Genomic DNA, 20,735 nt, shown 5'->3' with positions numbered 1-20,735 from the left:
CACCCGGAGATCCGCCCGTGCGCGGTCAGGGGCCGCGTCCGGGATATGCCCTAGGGGTCGCGGGCCCGGAGCCCCCGGGACAGGCATTACGCTCGGCCCATGACCAAGTGGGAATACGCGACCGTGCCGCTGCTCGTGCACGCGACGAAGCAGATTCTGGACACCTGGGGCGAGGACGGCTGGGAGCTGGTCCAGGTCGTGCCGGGCCCGAACAACCCCGAGCAGTTGGTGGCCTACCTGAAGCGGGAGAAGGCGTGAGTGCCGTAGAGGACAGGATCGCGTCGCTCGGCCTGAAGCTGCCGGAGGTCGTGCCGCCGCTGGCCGCCTACCAGCCCGCGGTGCGCTCCGGTGCCTATGTCTTCACCTCCGGCCAGCTGCCCATGGTGGACGGCGCCCTGCCGGCCACCGGCAAGGTCGGTGCCGAGGTCAGCCCCGAGCAGGCCAAGGAACTCGCCGCGACCTGCGCGCTCAACGCGCTGGCCGCCGTGAAGTCCGTCGTCGGCGACCTCGACAAGATCGTCCGGGTCGTGAAGGTCGTCGGCTTCGTGGCCTCCGCGCCCGAGTTCACCGGCCAGCCGGGCGTCATCAACGGCGCCAGCGAGCTGCTCGGCGAGATCCTCGGCGAGAAGGGCGTGCACGCCCGCTCCGCGGTGGGCGTGGCGGTGCTGCCGATCGACGCACCGGTCGAGGTCGAGATCCAGGTCGAGATCGCCGACTGACGGGCCGTACGCGGTGCGCTCGCGCCCGGAGAGCGGGCCCTCCGCCCTGGAGGGCCCCTCGAACATCCGCGCGTGAGCGCATAGCATCCGGCCATGGCGTCGACGACCAATGGCCAGTGGTACCCGCCCGAATGGCCGGCCCGCATCCGGGCCCTGACGAACGGCGAACTGACGCCGCCCGCACCCCGGCGGGCCGCGACGGTTCTGCTGCTGCGGGACACCGACCAGGGCGGCCCCGCCGTCCACATGCTGCGCAGACGCGCCTCCATGGCCTTCGCCGGAGGCGCGTACGCCTATCCGGGAGGATCGGTCGACCCGCGCGACGAACGCCCCGTGGAGTGGGCGGGCCCCTCGCGCGCCGAGTGGGCGGTGCGGTTGGGCGTCGACCCGGCCACCGCGCAGGCCATCATCTGCGCCGCGGTGCGCGAGACCTTCGAGGAGTCCGGGGTGCTGCTCGCCGGCGACTCGGCCCGCACGGTCGTCGAGGACACCACCGGTGAGGACTGGGAGGCCGACCGCGCGGCGCTGGTCGCCCACGAGCTGTCCTTCGCCGACCTGCTGGCCCGCCGCGGCCTGGTGCTGCGCTCCGACCTGCTGGCCGCCTGGGCGCGCTGGATCACCCCGGAGTTCGAACCGCGCCGCTACGACACGTTCTTCTTCGTCGCCGCGCTCCCCGAGGGGCAGCGCGCCCTCGACGTCTCCACGGAGGCGGACCGCACGGTGTGGCTCCGCCCCGGGGAGGCGGCGGCCGGCTACGACCGCGGCGAACTGCTGATGATGCCGCCGACGATCTCCACCCTGCGGTCCCTCCAGCCCCATGCGAGCGTCGCCGACGCGCTGTCCGCGGCCGGTGCGCAGGACCTGACGCCGGTGCTGGCCCGCGCCCGCCTCGTGAACGGCGAGATCGTGCTGAGCTGGCCGGGCCACGACGAGTTCACCAAGCACATCGCGACGACGGACGACGACGCCCCGGGAGGGACCTCCGCATGACCGAAGCAGCGGCCCTCCCCGGCCAACCCCGCGGCGGGGTCGTCTCCGGGCCGGCGACCCCGCGCACCCACTGCGTCCTGGCCCCGAACCCGTCCCCGATGACGCTGGACGGCACCAACACCTGGATCGTCGCCGAGCCGGACGCCCCACTGGCCGTCGTCATCGACCCCGGGCCGCTCGACGAGGGCCACCTCAGGGCCGTCATCGACACCGTGGAGCAGGCCGGACAGCGGGTCGCGCTGACCCTGCTCACCCACGGGCACCCGGACCATGCCGACGGGGCGGCCCGGTTCGCCGAGCTGACCGGCAGCCCCGTACGGGCGTTGGACCCGGCGCTGCGCCTGGGGGACGAGGGGCTCGGCGCGGGGGACGTGATCACCACCGGGGGCCTGGAGCTGCGGGTGGTGCCCACCCCGGGGCACACCGCGGACTCGCTCTCCTTCCATCTGCCCGCCGACCGGGCGGTCCTGACGGGGGACACGATCCTGGGACGCGGCACCACCATGGTCGCGCACCCCGACGGGCGGCTGGGCGACTACCTGGACTCGCTGCGCCGGCTGCGCTCCCTCACCGTGGACGACGGGGTCGCGACGGTCCTTCCGGGCCACGGGCCGGTGCTCAACGACGCCCAGGGGGCGGTGGAGTTCTACCTGGCGCACCGGGCCCACCGGCTCGCCCAGGTGGAGACCGCGGTGGAGACCGGCCACCGGACCCCGGCCGAGGTCGTGGCGAGCGTCTACGCGGACGTCGACCGCTCCCTGTGGCCCGCCGCCGAACTGTCGGTACGGGCCCAGCTGGACTACCTCGGCGAGCACGGGCTGATCTAGGACCGGTCCGACGGGGCCACGTGGGCCCGCGGTGCCCGGCGCCGCGCCGTGCTGCCTTGCCGGGTCGTCCCGTACGCCTGGGGCCGGTCCGACGGGCCGGGCGCGGCGGGGCCCGCCCGGGCGCCCCTGAGGCGCTGTGGGGGCGTCAACACCCCTCTGGGCGAGGGGTCTTGGCCCCGTGGACGGCCAGGTACTCCTCGGCCAGCCAGGGGGCGAGGCCGTTCAGCAGGTCGTCGAGGAGCTCGGGATGCGCGGCGGGGTTTTGGGCGGCGCGCGCCGCGGTGCGCATCTGCTCGGCGTACGCCGGGTAGTAGCTCCCGAACACCTCGGCGGACTCGGCCAGATCACTGGTCCAGCCGCCCCAGCGCGGCATCACCAGGGTGAATCCGGTGCGGACGAGGTTCCGGGTGACCGCCCGGGTCAGCCGGGCGCGCTCCTCCGGGGCGGTGGCCGCGGCGGCCCGCCGGCGCAGACCGGGCAGCCGCCGGAAGAGGTCGCCGTTGGTCTCCCGGGCCAGCAGCGAGGTGGGGCGGTAACGGGGCAGCGCCGCGGTCAGGTCGGGCCCGCTGAGCGGCGTGCACAGGCAGGCCACGAACCACGCCAGGTCGTACCGCTCCAGCTCGCTCAGCAGCTGGTCCGCGGTGACCAGCAGGAGGCCGGCGCCGTCGATCTGCGGGAAGGCGGCGTCCAGCTCCGCCTCGACGGCCCGGACGGCGGCCCGGTCGGCGTCGGTGGGCCCGTCCCGCAGCACGAGCAGCGCGTCGAGGTCGGACACCCCGGGGACGGCGGTGCCGCGCGGGATGCTGCCGTACAGGTACGTGCTGACCAGCCGGTCGGGTGCGAAGCGGGCGGTCAGCCGGGCGGACAGCGCCGCCACCACGGGCGCGAACGGCGCGGGCACCCGCTCCAGGGAGCCTTCCCGTACGAAACAGCCGTCCTGGTCGAGGCCCTTGCCCCGAGATACGTCGCCGGTCGTCATGGCGCCCACTATGGAGCGGCGGAACGACCGGCCGCGAGCCGATTACCCGCGGCAAGCCCAGCGCCCCCACGGACGCCAAGAGCCCCGCCGGAGCGGGGCCCTTGGGTGGTCGTGGAGCGCGCGGGGCGTCAGCGCGAGCGCTTGGCCAGCCGCTCGACGTCCAGCAGGATCACGGCGCGCGCCTCCAGGCGCAGCCAGCCGCGGCCCGCGAAGTCCGCGAGCGCCTTGTTGACCGTCTCCCGGGAGGCGCCGACCAGCTGGGCCAGCTCCTCCTGCGTGAGGTCGTGCACGACGTGGATGCCTTCCTCGGACTGCACGCCGAAGCGGCGCGAGAGGTCCAGGAGGGCGCGCGCCACACGGCCCGGCACGTCCGAGAAGACCAGGTCGGACATCTGGTCGTTGGTCTTGCGCAGCCGGCGGGCGACCGCGCGCAGCAGCGCGGTGGCCACCTCCGGGCGGGCGTTCAGCCAGGGCTGGAGGTCGCCGTGGCCCAGGCCGAGCAGCTTGACCTCGGTGAGCGCGGTGGCGGTGGCCGTGCGCGGTCCCGGGTCGAAGAGGGACAGCTCACCGATCAGCTCGCCGGGACCGAGGACGGCCAGCATGTTCTCGCGGCCGTCGGGGGAGGTGCGGTGAAGCTTCACCTTGCCCTCGGTGACCACGTACAGGCGGTCGCCCGGGTCCCCTTCGTGGAACAGGGCGTCGCCGCGTGCGAGCGTGACCTCTCCCATCGAGGCGCGAAGCTCGGCCGCCTGCTCGTCGTCGAGCGCCGCGAAGAGCGGGGCGCGCCGCAGAACGTCGTCCACGAGTTCTCTCCTTGTCGACATGCTCCGGAGGACTGTGGTCCCCATCATGCCGGAATGCAAAACAGTGCGATCAATCACAAGTTTGCCGGACCAGTGGTCCAAGCCATAAGGCAGGGGGCCGATTGGGGCCACGAATCCCGGTGATCGGGTCGGATGTCAGCGGGTGGCCTTAGTCTGGCCGAGTGTCCAATACGCCGGTGAGAGCAGAGGACTGGGGGGCCGACAGAGTGAGCGCAGGGCGCGATTCCGCTGTGGGCGAACAGCTGCCCGCAGGCGCCTCGAAGACCGACGAACGTAACGAATCGCCCTCCGGGGTGACGGCTGGGCGGAAGGCGCCGGCACCCGTGCCCGCCGCGCCGTCCACCGAGGCGAAGGAGACGGCCGTGCCGGAGACCCCCGCGAAGCCGGCGGCCGAGAAGACCGCCCCGAAGAAGACCGTGGCCAAGAAGACCGCAACGAAGAAGACCGCCGCCAAGAAGGCCACGGCGAAGAAGACCGTGACCGCGAAGAAGACGATCGCGGCCAAGAAGGCGACCGCCAAGGCGACGGCGCCCGCGAAGAAGGCCGCGGCCAAGAAGGCGACCCCCGCCCGGAAGCGGGAGTCCCGGGCCGCCATGGTGCGCCGGGCCCACGAGATCAACCGCGAGCTGGCCGAGCTGTATCCGTACGCCCACCCGGAGCTGGACTTCACCAACCCCTTCGAGCTGCTGGTCGCCACGGTCCTGTCCGCCCAGACCACCGACCTGCGGGTCAACCAGACCACCCCCCGGCTCTTCGCGGTCTGCCCCACGCCCGAGGACATGGCCGTGATCCCCCCGGAGCAGCTGGAGGAGCTGATCCGCCCCACCGGCTTCTTCCGCGCCAAGGCGAAGTCCCTGATCGGCCTGTCCGTCGCGCTGCGCGACCGCTTCGGCGGCGAGGTGCCCGGCCGCCTGGAGGACCTGGTCACGCTCCCCGGCGTCGGCCGCAAGACCGCCAATGTGGTGCTGGGCAACGCCTTCGGCGTCCCCGGCATCACCGTCGACACCCACTTCGGCCGGCTGGCGCGCCGCTTCGGCTGGACGACCGCGCAGGACGCCGAGAAGGTCGAGGCCGATGTCGCCGCGATCTTCCCGGAGAGCGAGTGGACGATGCTTTCGCACCGCGTGGTCTTCCACGGCCGGCGCGTCTGCCACGCCCGCAAGCCCGCCTGCGGGGCCTGCGCCATCGCCCCGCTGTGCCCCTCGTACGGCGAGGGCGAGACCGACCCGGAGAAGGCGAAGAAGCTGCTCAAGTACGAGCTGGGCGGCCAGCCAGGGCAGCGGCTGAAGCCGCCGGCCGGCTATCCGGGGCAGCCCGCGCGCCCGCTGGCGGCCTCGTAGGACGGCGCCGAGCACGACCCACCGGGGGGACCGACCATCGACGCAATGCCTGAGGGGGCGCGGATGACGAGTGCACGGGAGCAGTACGGCGAGACGACGGACACGGCAGCGGCCGGGCGGGAGGTCGCGGTGACGACCGAGGGGCTGCCCGAGTGGCTGGCCCCGGTGGCCCGCGCGGCCGCCACGGTGGAGCCGCGCCAGCTCAGCCGCTTCCTGCCGCCGGAGCGCGGCGGGCGGCAGTCCGCCGTGCTGATCCTCTTCGGGCACGGTGCCCGAGGGCCCGAGCTGCTCCTGATGGAGCGCGCCGGCACCCTGCGCTCGCACGCCGGACAGCCCTCCTTCCCCGGTGGGGCGCTCGACCCTCAGGACGGCGATCCGGAGGGCCACGGTCCGGTCCATGCGGCGCTGCGCGAGGCCCAGGAGGAGACCGGGCTCGACCCGTCGGGCGTCCAGGTCTTCGGCGTGCTCCCGCGGCTCTACATCCCCGTCAGCGGCTTCGTGGTGACGCCCGTCCTGGGGTGGTGGCGGGTGCCGAGCCCGGTGGGCGTGGTGGACCGCGCGGAGACCGCCCGGGTCTTCACGGTCCCCGTGGCGGATCTCACGGACCCCGCGCACCGGGTCACCACCCGCCACCCCAGCGGCCACGTCGGCCCCGCCTTCCTCGTCGAGGATGCCCTGGTCTGGGGGTTTACGGCCGGAGTGATCGACCGGATCCTGCACTACGCGGGATGGGAGATCCCATGGGACCGCGACAAGCAGGTCCCGCTCGACTGGCGCTCGTGAGACGGTGTCCGGCGTGAACGTCCTGGACATCCTGCTGCTGATCGCGGCCGTGTGGTTCGCGATCGTCGGTTACCGGCAAGGCTTCCTCGTCGGCATCCTGTCCGTGATCGGCTTCCTCGGGGGCGGTCTGATCGCGGTGTACGTGCTCCCGGTGATCTGGAACGGGGTCACCGACGACGCCCAACCGGGCACCTTCGCGGTGATCGCGGCGGTCGCCATCGTGATCGTCTGCGCGTCGGTGGGCCAGGCGCTCACCACCCACCTCGGCAACAAGCTCCGCCGCCACATCACCTGGACACCGGCGCGGGCCCTGGACGCCACCGGCGGCGCGCTGGTCAACGTCCTGGCGATGCTGCTGGTCGCCTGGCTGATCGGCTCCGCGCTGGCCGGCACGTCCCTGCCGACGCCCAGCAGGGAGGTCCGCAACTCCAAGGTGCTGCTCGGGGTCTCCCAGGTCATGCCGCAGCAGGCCAGCACCTGGTTCGCGGACTTCACCTCGGCGCTGGCGCAGAACGGCTTCCCGCAGGTCTTCACGCCGTTCTCCAACGAACCGATCCGACAGGTCCGGCCGCCGGACCCGGGGCTGGCGAACGGCCCCGTGGCGTCGGACGCCCGGCGCAGCATCGTCAAGATCGTCGGCCGGGCGCCCAGCTGCGGCAAGATCCTCGAAGGCACCGGCTTCGTCTTCGCACCGAACCGCGTGATGACCAACGCGCACGTCGTCGGCGGCGTCACCGACCCGACGGTCCAGGTGGGCGGCGAGGGACTCCCGGTGAACGCCAAGGTGGTGCTCTACGACTGGGAGCGCGACATCGCCGTGCTGGACGTCCCGCATCTGCGCGCCCCGGTGCTGAAGTTCGCCGACAAGGACGCGACCAGCGGCAAGAGCGCCATCGTCGCCGGCTTCCCGGAGAACGGCGGCTACGACGTCCGCCCGGCCCGGATCCGCAGCCGCATCCAGGCCGACGGCGCGGACATCTACCACCGGGGCACCGTCGGCCGCGACGTCTACTCGCTCTACGCGACGGTCCGGGAGGGCAACTCCGGCGGCCCGCTGCTCACGCCCCAGGGCGAGGTCTACGGCGTGGTCTTCGCCAAGTCGCGGGACGACGCGCACACCGGTTACGCGCTGACCGCCGACGAGATCCGGCAGGACGCCGTCCGCGGGCGGGTCGCGTCCGGGCAGGTCGACACCCAGGGGTGCGCGATCTGAGTCCGGGCGCGGGGCCGCGCACCGTTCCGTGGCGGACGGGACGCGGCCCGACGGCCGCTTCGGGGGCGCCGGTCAGCTGCGGGGATGGCGTAGCCGCGCGCTCATCCAGCGCGCTCTGCGGCGCAGGATGCGGGGGATGCCCATCGGGTGCGCCGCGTCAGGGGAGCCGCCGGAGGTGAGGTCCGGGGTGCCCCTGTCCTGTGTGCCCAGCGCAGCGGCGCTGCTGCGGCGGTTGCGTGCCACGTCACGGTAGTCGTGCGTCCAGCCCATACCCACGACTCTGCCCGTGGCCCAAGGTCCGTAACCGCCTCGTAGAGGGCCAATCGGCCTATGCGGGAGGCAATTGGCTGTTCGTCAGACGAGCGTTCGTATGACGCGGTGGAGCCGGACGGTCACCGGGTGGAGGCGGTGGGCGCGGGCCCGTGGGCCCGTCAGCGGTCCGGTTCCGGGTCCTTGAGCCAGTTGATCAGTTCCGTGGAGAAGGCCACCGGGTCCTCCTCGTGCGGCCAGTGCCCCAGGCCGTCGAAGAGCCGCCAGCGGTAGGGGGCCTCGACGTACTCGCCGGAGCCGGCGGCGGTGCGGGTGCGCATGACCGGGTCCAGGGAGCCGTGCAGATGCAGGGTCGGGACCCGCACCGGCAGCTTCATCCGGCGGTTGAACTGGAGGCCGTCGGGGCGCGCCATCGAGCGCACCATCCAGCGGTAGGGCTCGATCGAGCAGTGCGCCGTCGACGGGATGGCCATGGCCCGCTGGTAGACCTCGAGGCTCTCGTCCTCGGGGAGCCGGGGGCCGGACCAGTCGCGGATCATCCGGCCCACCAGCGCCGCGTCGTCCGCGGTCAGCTGCCGCTCCGGGAGCCAGGGGCGCTGGAAGCTCCAGATGTGCGAGCTGCGGCGGACGTCGGCGAGCATCGCGGACCGCCAGCGCCGCGGATGCGACATCGACGACACCGCGAGCCGGCGGACCAGCTTGGGCCGCATCACCGCGGCCGTCCAGGCGAGGTAGCCGCCCAGGTCGTGCCCGACCAGGGCGGCGTCCGGCTCGCCCAGGGAGCGGATGACGCCGGTGATGTCGAGGGCGAGGTTCGCCGGGTCGTAGCCGCGCGGGGTGCGGTCGCTGCCGCCGACGCCGCGCAGGTCCATGGCGACCGCGCGGAAGCCCGCGTCGGCCAGTGCGGGCAACTGGTGCCGCCACGTCCACCAGAACTGCGGGAAGCCGTGCAGCAGCAGCACGAGCGGGCCGTCGCCCATCTCGGCGATGTGGAAGCGCGCGCCGTTGGCCGCGACGTCCCGGTGCGTCACCTCGCGCCCGCCGGGGACGTCGAGCCGGACGACCGCCGCGGTGCTGTCAGAGGCCGTCATACCGAGGAGCGGGTCACGGACGTGAGGGCCGGATGCTCCTCGTCCGCCGCGCGCGGGTGCGGCTTGGCCTTCTGGAGCACGGCGGCGGTCTCCTTGACGGAGGCGATCGACTGCTCCGGCTTCTTGATCTTCTTGATCTTGGCCATCGCGATCAGGATCAGCAGCGCGGCGATGATCAGGAAGGCGCCGCCCACGATCAGGAAGGACCAGGCGAGGCCGAGGCCGAGGTTGTGGATGCCGTAGGCCGCCGCGAAGCTCAGCACCGGCAGGGCGAACAGCGCCAGTACACCCGCCACGACGAACGCGGCACTGCCGATGCCCGCCCGCTTGGCGTCCTGCCGGATTTCCGCCTTGGCCAGTGCGATCTCGTCGTGCACCAGCGCGGACATCTCGGCGGTCGCCGTCGCCACCAGCTGCCCGAGGCTGCGGTCCGCACCGTCGTCGGCTGCGCTCATCGCCGTCTCCCTCTTTCCTTCTCCTGGATGCAAAGCCTCTCAGATCATGCCGGACCATCGTCCCCGGAGCCGGCGTCGGCGGCCATTTCGGCAAGCCGGCGGTGCTCGGCGGCCTTCGCCTCGTGGATCGCGGCCATCCGCAGGTGGTACTCGGGCCGGCCCTGCTCGTAGATGTCGGGGATGCCGTCCTGGTCCTCGTCCCGCTCCTCTTCGTCGCACAGCCGCCGGTACTTGTTGTTGCGGATCTTGAGGAAGATGCCCGCGAAGACGGCGGCGAGCAGCGAGCCGATCAGCACCGACGCCTTGACCTCGTCGGTCAGGGCCGAGTCGCCGGCGAAGGCCAGTTCGCCGATGAGCAGGGAGACGGTGAAACCTATGCCGGCCAGGGCGGCGATGCCGAAGACGTCGGGCCACTTCAGGTCCGGGTTGAGCTCGGCTCTGGTGAAGCGGGCGGTGAACCAGGTGCCGCCGAAGATGCCCAGCGCCTTGCCCACTATCAGGCCGAGGACCACGCCCAGCGTCTCCGGCCGGGTGAAGACGTCGTGGACCGCGCCGCCGGACACCGCCACGCCCGCGGAGAAGAGGGCGAACAGCGGCACCGCCAGCCCCGCCGACAGCGGGCGGACCAGGTGCTCGATGTGCTCGCCGGGGGACTGCTCCTCGCCCTCGCGGCGGTGGCAGCGCAGCATCAGGCCCATGGCGACACCGGCGATGGTGGCGTGCACCCCGCTGTTCTCCATCAGCGCCCAGATCGTCACGCCGAGCGGGACGTACACGTACCAGCCGCGGACGCCCTTGCGCAGCAGTACGTAGAAGAGCACCAGGCCGGCGACGGAGAGGCCGAGCGCGAGGAAGTTCAGCTTCGAGGTGAAGAAGATCGCGATGATCAGGATCGCGAAGAGGTCGTCGACGACGGCGAGGGTGAGCAGGAAGGCGCGCAGCGCCGACGGCAGGGAGGTGCCGATCACCGCGAGGACGGCGAGCGCGAAGGCGATGTCGGTGGCGGTGGGGACCGCCCAGCCCTTGAGGGAGCCGCCGTCGGTGACGTTGACCAGGAAGTACACCACGGCGGGGGTCGCCATACCGCAGACCGCGGCGATCACCGGGAGGGCGGCGGCCTTGGGGTCGCGCAGTTCGCCGGCGACCAGTTCGCGTTTGAGCTCGATGCCGGCGACGAAGAAGAAGATCGCGAGCAGGCCGTTGGCGGCCCAGTGCTGGAGGGAGAGGTCCAGGCCCAGCGATGTCGGGCCGAGGTGTAGACCGCGCACCGCCTCGTAGCTGCCGCCGAAGGTGTTGGCCCAGATCAGGGCGGCGATGGCGGCGGCGAGGAGGAGGACTCCGCCGACGGTCTCGGTGCGCAGCGCGTCGGCGACGAAGTTCCGCTCGGGCAGCGGCATCCGGCCGAGGAATATGGAGCGGCGGTTGCTGGGTGCAGTCACGCGTGGACCTCCGGCAGCTGAGAACGGCAATAACAGTTGCCGACCAGACTTCCCGGCGCACCCAGATTTCTTGGCGTCTCCCTGACGCCCCCTTAACCCTACCGGGTGCAACGCGAAGGGTTAAGGCGTGGGGATTACTTTACGGGCATTTCGGGCTTCGAGTCGCCGATTCGGGGCCGGTCCGGGCCCGGGGACGCCGGAGGGGGCACCGGCCGCAGTGGCCCGGTGCCCCCTCGTGAGCGCGTCGGCACGCTGCGCCGCGGGTCGCGGCGTCAGCCCTCGCCCGGCGCCCTCAGTCCTCGCTCGGCGCGCCCGGCAGCTTCGCCTGGATCAGGTCCATGACGGAGGAGTCGGTGAGCGTGGTGACGTCGCCCAGGTCGCGGTTCTCGGCGACATCGCGCAGCAGGCGGCGCATGATCTTGCCCGAGCGGGTCTTCGGCAGCTCCGCGACCGGCAGGATCTGCTTGGGCTTGGCGATCGGGCCGAGCTGCTGGGCGACGTGTGCGCGCAGCTCGTCGACCAGGCCGGCGTCCTCGGCGGCGCCGCCGCGCAGGATGACGAAGGCGCAGATCGCCTGGGTGGTCTGCGGGTCCGCGGCGCCGACCACCGCGGCCTCGGCCACCTTCGGGTGCGAGACCAGCGCGGACTCCACCTCGGTGGTGGCGATGTTGTGGCCGGACACCAGCATCACGTCGTCCACCCGGCCCAGCAGCCAGATGTCGCCGTCCTCGTCCTTCTTGGCGCCGTCGCCGGCGAAGTACTTGCCCTCGAAGCGGGACCAGTAGGTGTCGAGGTAGCGCTGGTCGTCGCCCCAGATGGTGCGCAGCATCGACGGCCAGGGCTCGGTCAGGACGAGGTAGCCGCCGGCGCCGTCGGGCACCTCGCGTGCGTCGTCGTCGACCACCGTGGCGGCGATGCCGGGCAGCGGAAGCTGCGCGGAGCCGGGCTTGGTCTCCGTCACGCCCGGCAGCGGGCTCAGCATCATCGCGCCGGTCTCGGTCTGCCACCAGGTGTCGACGATCGGCGCCTTGTCGGCCCCGATGTGCTTGCGGTACCAGATCCACGCCTCGGGGTTGATCGGCTCGCCCACCGAGCCCAGGACGCGCAGCGACGACAGGTCGAACTTCGCAGGGATGTCGTCGCCCCACTTCATGCAGGCGCGGATCGCGGTCGGCGCGGTGTACAGGATCGTCACGCCGTACTTCTGGACGATCTCCCACCAGCGGCCCTGGTGCGGGGTGTCCGGGGTGCCCTCGTAGAGCACCTCGGTGGCGCCGTTGGCGAGCGGGCCGTAGGCGATGTACGAGTGGCCGGTGACCCAGCCGACGTCGGCGGTGCACCAGTAGACGTCGGTCTCGGGCTTCAGGTCGAAGACCGCGTGGTGGGTGTACGCGACCTGGGTGAGGTAGCCGCCGCTGGTGTGCAGGATGCCCTTGGGCTTACCCGTCGTGCCGGAGGTGTAGAGGACGTACAGCGGGTGCTCGGCGTCGAACGCCTCGGGGGTGTGCTGTGCGCTCTGCCGCTCGACGAGGTCGTGCCACCACACGTCGCGGCCCTCGGCCCAGCCGATGTCCTGGCCGGTGCGGCGGACGACCAGCACGCTGCGGACGTTCTCGGTGCCGGGCTTGGTCAGCGCCTCGTCCACGGCCGGCTTGAGGGCCGATGCCTTGCCGCGGCGGTATCCGCCGTCGGCGGTGATCACCACGCGGGCGTCGGCGTCCTTGATCCGCGTCGCCAGGGCGTCCGCGGAGAAGCCGCCGAAGACGACGGAGTGCGGGGCGCCCAGCCGGGCGCAGGCCAGCATGGCGACGACCGTCTCCGGGATCATCGGCATGTAGATGGCGACCCGGTCGCCGGTGCCGACGCCCAGCTCGATCAGCGCGTTGGCCGCCTTGGAGACCTCGTCCTTGAGCTCGCCGTAGGTGATCGCGCGACTGTCGCCCGGCTCGCCCTCGAAGTGGATCGCGACCCGGTCGCCGAGACCGTTCTCCACATGGCGGTCGACGCAGTTGTAGGCGACGTTGAGCTTGCCGTCGGCGAACCACTTCGCGAACGGCGGGTTGGACCAGTCAAGGGTCTCGGTGGGCTCGGTCTCCCAGGTCAGGCGTTTGGCCTGCTCGGCCCAGAAGCCCAGCCGGTCCGCCGCGGCCTCTTCATACGCGGCGGCCGTGACGTTGGCGTCCGCGGCCAGCTCGGCGGGCGGTGCGAACCGCCGCTCCTCCTTCAGGAGGTTGGCCAGGCTTTCGTTGCTCACGACATCTCCCATTCCCAGGGCGTGCGATGTGTCCCGAGCCATAGCTCATCAGCCCGCGACGACCCTGACAAGGGCTGTGGACAACTATTGGTGTAGACCTGTAGCGATTCATTCCGCAGTACCCTCGTTCGGGGGTAGCCGCGCAGGTCAGGCCCCCACCGCCGGTGTGTCGGCGGACACCGCCCGGAACCGCCCGGTGCGCTCGTCGAGCAGATACGCCTGGGCCTCGGCGACGTGGAAGTACATGCCGTGGAGGGAGAGCGCGCCCTCGGCCATCCGCCGGGCGACGCAGGGGTGCGCCCGCAGATGGTCGAGCTGCTGCCGGACGTTGACCAGCGCCAGCCGCTCCTGCTCGTCGGCCACCGGCCGCTCGGCCAGGGCGACTTCACCTCTACCGAGGCGTCCGATGCGCGCCATACGGGCCAGGCTCGGGCGGCCGTGCCGCAGCCAGCGGGCCAGCGGGGTGGCGTCGTCGGACGGTGGCGGGGCGGTGGCCGAACCGAGCAGCGCCGCCATGGCGCCGCAGCCGGAGTGGCCGCACACGGTGATCGACTCGACCCGCAGCACCTCGACCGCGTACTCGACCGCGGCGCTGACGGAGTCGCAGGTGGCGTCCGAGCCGGGCGGCGGCATCAGATTGCCGACGTTGCGCACGGTGAACAGGTCGCCCGGTCCACTCGATGTGATCATGCTCGTCACCAGCCGGGAGTCGGCGCAGGTCAGGAAGAGCTGGGTGGGGCGCTGGCCTTCCCGTGCCAGCCGGGCCAGCTCCTCGCGCACCAGCGGGGCGGTGTGCCGCTGGAACGCGCTGACCCCGTCCAGCAGCAGACCGCCGCCCTGGTGGGGCTCCGTACGGTCCGGTGCGGGGCGGGTGCCGTGGTGCGTGCGCCAGGGCGTCCACGGCCGGCGGTCGCGGGCGCCGGCCGGCTCGGCGATCGAGCCCGCGGGGCCCCCGACGATCACCCGCCCGCCGTCCGCCCGATGGACGGCGGCCCAGGACTGCAGCGCCTCGTAGGCGGCGTGCTCCATGAACGATCCGCACAGCTCCACGACGGCGTCGGCGCCCGGCGGCACCTGTGCCAGCGCCCAGGTCAGCCGCGGCACCGCCAGGAACGTCAGCTGGCCGCTCACACGCACCCGGTGGCGCCCGGCCTCCTCCGTCACCCGGATACGGGTGTGGATCAGCCGCCGTAGCGCCAGGAGGACCCCGACCGCGATGCCCACCAGGACGCCCGGCAGTACCCCGAAGAGCACCACCGCACCCAACGTGGCCGCATACACGGGGAATTGGCGGTGCCGCTGGACGTGCGGGAGGTGTGCGAAGCCGACCATCCGCACCCCGACGACCATCACCAGGGCGGCCGGCGCGGCCAACGGGATCAGCTTCAGCACCCCGGCCAGCAGGCCCGCGCAGAGCAGTACCCAGACGCCGTGCAGCACGGCGGCCCGGCGACTGGTCGCACCGGCCCGCACATTGGCCGAACCGGGGACCGCGCCACCGGAGACCGGCAGGCCGCCCAGGAGGCCGGAGACGACGTTGGCCAGGCCCTGGCCGGCCAGCTCGCGGTCGAGCCGCGGCCGTCCCGGCGGCGTCCCCGGCCGCTCGGCGGCCAGCCGGTCCACCGCCACCGCGGACAGCAGCGACTCCATACTGGCGACGAGGGTGACCGTCAGCACCGCCGTGACCAGGACGGCGAGCGAACCGCCGGGCAGCACGGGCGGCTCGGGCAGCCGCCAGGACGGCAGGGCGACCCGCGGCACCGCCGTACCCGCGCCGACCGCCGTCGCGGCGAGCACCGCGGCCAGCGGCGCCGGCAGCAGCCGCGCCCAGCGCCCGGCGCGGCCCGGCAGCCGCGGCCAGCCGATCAGCACGGCGACCGTGACGGCCGCGATCAGCAGCGCGGCGGCGTGCGGATGCGCCAACTGGCCGGGCAGCGCAGCGGCGTTGTCGAGGGCGGAACTGTCGGGGCTGCCGCCGAGCAGGACGTGGAGCTGCCCGAGGGCGAGGGTGACGCCGATGCCGGCGAGCATGCCGTGCACGAGCGCCGGGCTGACGGCGAGCGCCGCACGAGCCACCCGCAGCGCCCCGAGGGCGAGTTGGGCGAGCCCGGCCAGGACCGTGACGGCGCAGGTGGCGCGCCAGCCGTAGCGCTGGACGAGGTCGGCGGTGACCACCAGGAGGCCGGTGGCGGCACCGGTCACCTGGAGCGGGACACCGCCCAGCAGTCCGGCGACGATCCCGCCGACGGCCGCGGCGACCAGGCCCGCCTGGAGCGGTGCGCCGGTGGCCAGGGCGATGCCCAGAGACAGCGGGACGGCCAACAGGAAGACCGCGACCGAGGCGGAGAGGTCCCCGCGCCGGCCCGCGCTCTTTCCCCGGGGCCCTGCCCGTTTCCCTCGGGGCGTGGCCACGAAGGGGGTGGCGGGCTCGGGCGAGGGCTCGGCCGGCGGCGGCTGCGGTGACTTCTGGAGCTGCGTCATTCCCGTCTCCTCCGGGGCGGCGCGGTCGGCCTTCGGGCGCGACCACGGGGCGGCGGTGTGCTGTGGCGGGAGCGAGCCAAGCCGGCGGACGTCGCGGTCGGTGACGATCCGGTGACTCTCAAGCGTCGGTAAACGAATCGTAATGACGCGTAAAGACCCTGAGAAGGCTTTTTGGGCGTATGGCGCAGCTGTTCCATCTATCGAGTGAATAAAACGACTTTCGCTGTGCTCTTTTCGTCACCTGTCAATGAATATAGGCGTTTCCTCAGGCTCGTCCCGATTAATCACCATGGCGCCCTGTGTGCCAGGAATGAGGTGGCTGATGGCGGTCATATCGAAGGCGACGGTGCGCATCGCGGCAGCGGTGGCGCTGGCGGCGATAGCCGGCTGCTCCGCGGCGACCCAGGGCGGGCCCCCGCAGAGCACGAGCGAGGGGCGCGCGGCGCCCGCCCAGGTCCCGGCCACCCGCCCGGTCCGCCTGATAGGCGACGGCTCCACCGCGTACACCGGGGCGCAGCCCCACCAACCCCGGCCCGCGCGGCTGAAGTCGGGCCGCAGACCACCGCAGTTCGTGGTGTTCTCCTGGGACGGCGCCGGCGAGGACGGCCAGAAGTTGTTCTCCCATTTCCGGGCCGTCGGCAAGAAGTACGGCGCGACGATGACGTACTTCCTCAGCGGCGTCTACATGCTCCCCGCCGACAGGGCGGAGCTCTACGAACCCCCCGGGCACGATGCCGGTGCGTCGGCGATCGGCTTCAACGACATCCAGGGGATCAAGGACACCGTGGCCCAGATGCGCGGCGCCTGGGAGGACGGCAACGAGATAGGAACCCACTTCAACGGCCACTTCTGCGGTCGTAACGGGGTCGGCAGGTGGACGCCCGAGGAGTGGCGCAGCGAGATCGAACAGGCCGTCTCCTTCGTCCGGAACTGGAAGACCAACTCCGGCCTCAAGGAAGAGCCCCCGCTCCCGTTCGACTACGCCAAGGAACTGGTCGGCGGCCGCGCGCCCTGCCTGGAGGGCCAGCGCAACCTGATACCCGCGGCCAAGGAGATGGGCTTCCGCTACGACGCCAGCTCCTCGGGTGGTCTGCAGACTTGGCCGCGGAAGATCGACGGCATCTGGAACTTCCCGCTCCAGCAAATACCGTTCCCCGGCCGGGACTTCGAGGCCCTCTCGATGGACTACAACTTCCTGGCCAACCAGTCCGGCACCACCCACGGCAACCGCGCGATGCACGCGACCTGGGGCAAGCAGATGCGCGACGGCATCCTGGACGCCTTCGCACGCGCCTACCGGGGCAACCGCGCCCCCCTGTTCGTCGGCGACCACTTCGAGTCCTGGAACGGCGGCACGTACATGAAGGCCGTCGAGGAGGCGATCAAGGAGATCTGCCCCCGCAAGGGCGTGCGCTGCGTCAGCTTCAAGCAGTTGAGCGACTGGCTGGACGCACAGGACCCGGAGGTGCTGGCCCGGCTCCAGGACCTGCCGGTGGGCCAGGCGCCGGAGGACGGCTGGGCGACGTACCTCTCGGGTGCGTCGGAAGCCTCCGGTCCGGCGCCGACGGCCGGGATCATGCCGGTTGTGGGGTAGCCGCCCCCTCGCAGAGCACGAAGGCGGGGTCGACCTGGGCCGCCAGGTCGGCCCCCGTCTTCGCATTGCCCCAGCTCTCGGCGTTCTTCAGGTGGAAGTGCACCATCTGGCGTGTGTAGCGCTCCCAGTCACGGTGCTCGTAGGAGGCGTCGGCGGTGCCGTGCAGCACCTCCAGGGCGCGGCGGTTGGCCTCTTCCAGGAGGGCGAAGGGAGCCGGGCGGCCCTTCTCCATGGTCCGCACCCAGTCGGAGTGGCCGACGCACACCAGGAGGTCCTCGCCGGCCTCCGCGCGGAGGAACGCCAGATCGTCCGGCCCCTGGACCTTGTTGCCGACGACCTTCAACGGCACGCCGAAGTCCTGCGCGTACTCCTTGTACTGGCGGTAGACCGCGACGCCCTTACGGGTCGGCTCGGCGACCAGGAACGTCATGTCGAAGCGGGTGAACATCCCGGAGGCGAAGGAGTCCGATCCCGCGGTCATGTCGACGACGACGTACTCCCCGCGGCCGTCGACGAGATGGTTCAGGCACAGCTCGACCGCGCCGACCTTGGAGTGGTAACAGGCCACGCCCAGATCGGCCTCGGTGAACGGGCCGGTGGCCATCAAGCGCACCGCCCCCTCGTCGAGCGGCAGGGGCCGCGCGCAGGCGTCGTAGACCGGGTTGTCCTCGCAGACGCGCAGCAGTTGGGAACCCTCGCCCGGCGGGGTCGTCTTGATCATCGTCTCGGTGGACGGGATGCGGGGGTTGCTGCCGCGCAAGTAGTCCTTGATCAACGGGAGATGGGCGCCCATCGCGGGCAGCGCGGCGGCCTCCGCCTCGTCCATGCCGAGCGCGACGCCCAGGTGCTGGTTGATATCGGCGTCCACCGCGACGACGGGGATCCGGGCCGCGGCGAGGTGGCGGATGAACAGGGAGGACAGCGTGGTTTTGCCGCTGCCGCCCTTGCCTACGAAAGCGATCTTCATATTCAGCAAGCGTAGGTGTGGTCAACCTCTCGACGAGCGGTTTACGTGAAGAAGACCACTCCTTCGAGGGGTCCGGCCTGGTGGTGCGTAGGGTCGTCACCATGGCTGGAATCTCCCGGGGCACGCCCCCCGAACCTCCCCAGGCGAGCAACGACCCGCTCGCGGCCCTGGTGTCGCTCCCGGGGGTCGCCGAATCCGTGGAATCCGTCCGCAAGGCCGTCGACCGCGTCTACGGGCACCGGATCATGCGGCGCCGCAGCACCGAGATCACCGCCGAGGCGGCACTGCGCGGCTCCCGGGCCTCCGCGGCGCTGTCCGGGGCCGACTGGGCGCTCGAAGAGGTCCGGCGCCGCACCGACTTCGGCGCCGGCGGTGAGCCGCGCACGGTCGGCGCCGCGCTGCGGCTGACCGCCGAGGCGGGTCAACTGCTCAGCGTCTGGCGGCAGTCGCCGCTGCGGGTGCTGGCCCGACTGCACCTGGTCGCGGCGAGCGGCGGCGCGGCGGATGACACCGTGGGCCGGCCCCGGCTGGGCGCCGAGCCGGTGGACGAGCCGTCGATCGAACTGCCGCTGCCGGACGCCGACGAGGTCGCCGGACGGCTGGACGGGCTGGCGCGGCTCCTCCTGGCGGGCACCGCGGCACCGGCCCTGGTGACGGCCGCCGTGGTGCACGGCGAACTGCTGGCGCTGCGCCCCTTCGGCTCGTACAACGGGCTGGTCGCGCGGGCGTCGGAGCGGATCGTGCTGGTCGGCAGCGGGTTGGACCCGAAGTCGATCTGTCCGGCCGAGGTCGGGCACGCGGAACAGGGGAGCGCGGCCTACGCGGCGGCCCTCCAGGGCTACGCCTCGGGCACCCCGGAAGGCGTGGCGCAGTGGATCGCCCACTGCGGGCGCGCGGTCGAACTGGGCGCACGGGAGAGCGCGGCGGTCTGCGAGGCGCTGCAACGCGGAGCGGCATAGCGGCGCGGTGCACGGCTCCTGACACGGGTTGCGGCGGTACCAACCCTTCGGTACCGCCGCTGGCACGTCCGCCGAGTTACCAAGCGTGCTCTGCGTTTTGCCCATCAGGTCGGATTCGTTGTCCGCTTACCTGGTGCGGCTGGCCCGCAATCGACGGGTCGGCGTCGCGTGGGTGCTCGGCATTCATGCATCGGTCCGTGGGCCTTGATGCGTTAAAGGCGTTCCTCTCGGATGTCCTTGGTCTCGCGGGCCGTTAAGTCCTTTGTACTACTCATGCGGGGTGAGTGGAACCCCGGCCCGCAGATCTTTACGTTTGGCCACAAATGCGGGCATTACGGCAAGCCGTTTCTTTCCGCTATTGCGGCGGGTCGCGTACCAGACCAGCGACGCGGTGGCGACGGCCGCGCCGATCGCGGCGACGGCGGTGAGCATCGGGCGGGAGGGCATCGTCAGCGTGGGCAGCCGCTTCTTGAGCGGGACCGGCCGGCTGAAGGTGACCACCGGCCAGCCGCGGGCGACCGCCTCGCGGCGCAGCGCCCGGTCCGGATTGACCGCGCAGGGGTTGCCGACCGTCTCCAGCATCGGCACGTCGGTGATCGAATCGCTGTAGGCGTAGCAGCGCTGGAGGTCGTATCCCTCGGACGCGGCGAGTTCCCTGACCGCCTCCGCCTTCGTCGGCCCGTAGGCGTAATACTCCACCTCTCCGGTGAAGCGGCCGTCGTCGCCGACCACCATTCTGGTGGCCACCACCCGGTCCGCGCCCAGGAGTTCGCCGATCGGTTCGACGACTTCGGCGCCGGAGGTGGAGACGATCACGACGTCCCGCCCGGCCGCGTGGTGTTCCTCGATCAGCGAGGCCGCCTCGTCGTAAATGATCGGGTCGATGAGATCGTGCAGCGTTTCGGCGACGATCTCCCGGACCTGGGCCACATCCCAGCCGCGGCACAGCGACGAGAGATATTCGCGCATCCGCTCCATCTGGTCGTGATCGGCGCCGCCCGCGAGGAACACGAACTGGGCGTACGCGGTGCGCAGTACGGCCCGCCGATTGATCAGGCCGCCTTGGTAGAAGGACTTGCTGAAGGTCAGCGTGCTCGACTTTGCAATGACGGTCTTGTCCAAGTCGAAGAACGCGGCAGTACGGGGAGTCGAGTGAGGCACGGAGTGGTTTTCCACGGGGGCGAGCATAGGCGCCCACCATTCGGCGTAAGGTGTGGCGCGTGGGTTTGCCTGAGAAGGCTCTCGGGTACACCATGGAAGTCACGGATCGTTCGCGACCGTGCTAACCCGGTCCGGCTCCTCCCCCCCCGAGTCGGCCGTGGGGACGACCCCCGCTCTCCCCCCCGGCGGGGGTCGTCGCATGTCCGGACGCTTTTTTCGCCGTGATTCCTTGATCCGCGCGTTCTCCGCGCGTTGATGACCTCGGCTTCTCGCGTGCATATGCCATCACTCACGGTAGCCGTCGGGCTGCTCTGTGGAGGCTTCCCATCCGTCTCAGGAGTAGCTCTGCGTCGCTGGAATAGGTGACGGGGATATTCACAGCCGCGGAG

At 71.9% G+C, this 20,735-nt stretch carries 19 protein-coding genes; 9 read left to right on the top strand and 10 right to left on the bottom strand.

Annotated elements, in window-relative coordinates:
* Positions 1 to 99 precede the first annotated feature (99 nt).
* The 4 genes from ACIQE0_RS08470 (at position 100) to ACIQE0_RS08455 (ending at position 2,536) form a co-directional block, all read left to right on the top strand.
* Entirely contained in the window at positions 100 to 258 is a 159-nt protein-coding gene (locus tag ACIQE0_RS08470; RefSeq protein WP_003967454.1) for a DUF4177 domain-containing protein, read from the top strand.
* Positions 255 to 719 (top strand): RidA family protein, encoded by a 465-nt coding sequence (locus ACIQE0_RS08465; protein ID WP_366331385.1) that lies wholly within the window; start codon positions 255 to 257, stop codon positions 717 to 719. Before ACIQE0_RS08470 ends, ACIQE0_RS08465 begins: the two co-directional genes overlap by 4 nt.
* A gap of 93 nt (positions 720 to 812) precedes the next feature.
* Positions 813 to 1,709 (top strand): NUDIX hydrolase, encoded by an 897-nt coding sequence (locus ACIQE0_RS08460; RefSeq protein ID WP_402329988.1) that lies wholly within the window; start codon positions 813 to 815, stop codon positions 1,707 to 1,709.
* On the top strand, positions 1,706 to 2,536 hold the full coding sequence (locus ACIQE0_RS08455; protein ID WP_402329986.1) for an MBL fold metallo-hydrolase: 831 nt from the start codon (positions 1,706 to 1,708) through the stop codon (positions 2,534 to 2,536). Before ACIQE0_RS08460 ends, ACIQE0_RS08455 begins: the two co-directional genes overlap by 4 nt.
* A 145-nt stretch (positions 2,537 to 2,681) precedes the next feature.
* Here the strand turns inward: ACIQE0_RS08455 and ACIQE0_RS08450 are convergent, their stop codons facing one another.
* Both ACIQE0_RS08450 and ACIQE0_RS08445 read right to left on the bottom strand, forming a co-directional pair.
* On the bottom strand, positions 2,682 to 3,515 hold the full coding sequence (locus ACIQE0_RS08450) for a nucleotidyltransferase (protein ID WP_402329984.1): 834 nt from the start codon (positions 3,513 to 3,515) through the stop codon (positions 2,682 to 2,684).
* A gap of 128 nt (positions 3,516 to 3,643) precedes the next feature.
* On the bottom strand, positions 3,644 to 4,318 hold the full coding sequence (locus tag ACIQE0_RS08445; RefSeq protein ID WP_003981529.1) for a Crp/Fnr family transcriptional regulator: 675 nt from the start codon (positions 4,316 to 4,318) through the stop codon (positions 3,644 to 3,646).
* Positions 4,319 to 4,701: 383 nt separating this feature from the next.
* Between ACIQE0_RS08445 and nth the strand changes: the two genes are divergently transcribed.
* The 3 genes from nth to ACIQE0_RS08430 all read left to right on the top strand — a co-directional run bounded on the left by nth (position 4,702) and on the right by ACIQE0_RS08430 (position 7,675).
* On the top strand, positions 4,702 to 5,679 hold the full coding sequence (gene nth, locus ACIQE0_RS08440) for an endonuclease III (protein WP_402329982.1): 978 nt from the start codon (positions 4,702 to 4,704) through the stop codon (positions 5,677 to 5,679).
* A gap of 63 nt (positions 5,680 to 5,742) precedes the next feature.
* Positions 5,743 to 6,462: an NUDIX hydrolase gene (locus tag ACIQE0_RS08435; RefSeq protein WP_402329980.1), complete on the top strand. Its 720-nt coding sequence runs from the start codon at positions 5,743 to 5,745 to the stop codon at positions 6,460 to 6,462.
* Between the two features lie 13 nt (positions 6,463 to 6,475).
* On the top strand, positions 6,476 to 7,675 hold the full coding sequence (locus ACIQE0_RS08430; protein ID WP_366331391.1) for a MarP family serine protease: 1,200 nt from the start codon (positions 6,476 to 6,478) through the stop codon (positions 7,673 to 7,675).
* A 72-nt stretch (positions 7,676 to 7,747) separates the two neighbouring features.
* Here the strand turns inward: ACIQE0_RS08430 and ACIQE0_RS08425 are convergent, their stop codons facing one another.
* The 6 genes from ACIQE0_RS08425 to ACIQE0_RS08400 form a co-directional block, all read right to left on the bottom strand.
* On the bottom strand, positions 7,748 to 7,945 hold the full coding sequence (locus ACIQE0_RS08425) for a hypothetical protein (protein ID WP_366331392.1): 198 nt from the start codon (positions 7,943 to 7,945) through the stop codon (positions 7,748 to 7,750).
* 161 nt (positions 7,946 to 8,106) lie between these two features.
* Entirely contained in the window at positions 8,107 to 9,036 is a 930-nt protein-coding gene (locus ACIQE0_RS08420) for an alpha/beta fold hydrolase (protein ID WP_402329977.1), read from the bottom strand.
* Complete coding sequence (locus tag ACIQE0_RS08415; RefSeq protein WP_366331394.1) at positions 9,033 to 9,491, bottom strand: phage holin family protein; 459 nt, start codon at positions 9,489 to 9,491, stop codon at positions 9,033 to 9,035. The genes ACIQE0_RS08420 and ACIQE0_RS08415 overlap by 4 nt, the downstream gene beginning before the upstream one ends.
* 44 nt (positions 9,492 to 9,535) lie before the next feature.
* Positions 9,536 to 10,888, bottom strand: coding sequence for a Na+/H+ antiporter NhaA (gene nhaA, locus ACIQE0_RS08410; RefSeq protein ID WP_402330306.1), 1,353 nt, complete (start codon positions 10,886 to 10,888; stop codon positions 9,536 to 9,538).
* A gap of 334 nt (positions 10,889 to 11,222) precedes the next feature.
* Positions 11,223 to 13,184 (bottom strand): acetate--CoA ligase, encoded by a 1,962-nt coding sequence (gene acs / locus ACIQE0_RS08405; RefSeq protein ID WP_402329974.1) that lies wholly within the window; start codon positions 13,182 to 13,184, stop codon positions 11,223 to 11,225.
* Between the two features lie 147 nt (positions 13,185 to 13,331).
* Complete coding sequence (locus ACIQE0_RS08400; RefSeq protein WP_402329972.1) at positions 13,332 to 15,665, bottom strand: SulP family inorganic anion transporter; 2,334 nt, start codon at positions 15,663 to 15,665, stop codon at positions 13,332 to 13,334.
* Positions 15,666 to 15,987: 322 nt separating this feature from the next.
* Between ACIQE0_RS08400 and ACIQE0_RS08395 the strand changes: the two genes are divergently transcribed.
* Positions 15,988 to 17,259 (top strand): hypothetical protein, encoded by a 1,272-nt coding sequence (locus ACIQE0_RS08395; RefSeq protein ID WP_402329970.1) that lies wholly within the window; start codon positions 15,988 to 15,990, stop codon positions 17,257 to 17,259.
* Here the strand turns inward: ACIQE0_RS08395 and ACIQE0_RS08390 are convergent.
* On the bottom strand, positions 17,240 to 18,226 hold the full coding sequence (locus ACIQE0_RS08390) for an ATP-binding protein (protein WP_402329968.1): 987 nt from the start codon (positions 18,224 to 18,226) through the stop codon (positions 17,240 to 17,242). The genes ACIQE0_RS08395 and ACIQE0_RS08390 overlap by 20 nt on opposite strands.
* A gap of 101 nt (positions 18,227 to 18,327) precedes the next feature.
* Between ACIQE0_RS08390 and ACIQE0_RS08385 the strand changes: the two genes are divergently transcribed.
* Entirely contained in the window at positions 18,328 to 19,185 is an 858-nt protein-coding gene (locus tag ACIQE0_RS08385; protein WP_402329966.1) for an oxidoreductase, read from the top strand.
* A gap of 267 nt (positions 19,186 to 19,452) precedes the next feature.
* On the opposite strand, the gene ACIQE0_RS08380 is transcribed toward ACIQE0_RS08385, so the two are convergent.
* The gene (locus ACIQE0_RS08380; protein ID WP_402329965.1) at positions 19,453 to 20,373 is read right to left on the bottom strand and encodes an HAD family hydrolase; all 921 of its coding nucleotides are present in this window, start codon (positions 20,371 to 20,373) and stop codon (positions 19,453 to 19,455) included.
* Positions 20,374 to 20,735 lie beyond the last annotated feature (362 nt).

Origin of the sequence: Streptomyces sp. NPDC093097, from assembly GCF_044754325.1 — a bacterium.
Classification (GTDB): Bacteria; Actinomycetota; Actinomycetes; order Streptomycetales; family Streptomycetaceae; genus Streptomyces.
The sequence above is the reverse complement of the archived record's forward strand: the minus strand, read 5'-3'. Positions and strand labels throughout refer to the sequence as shown.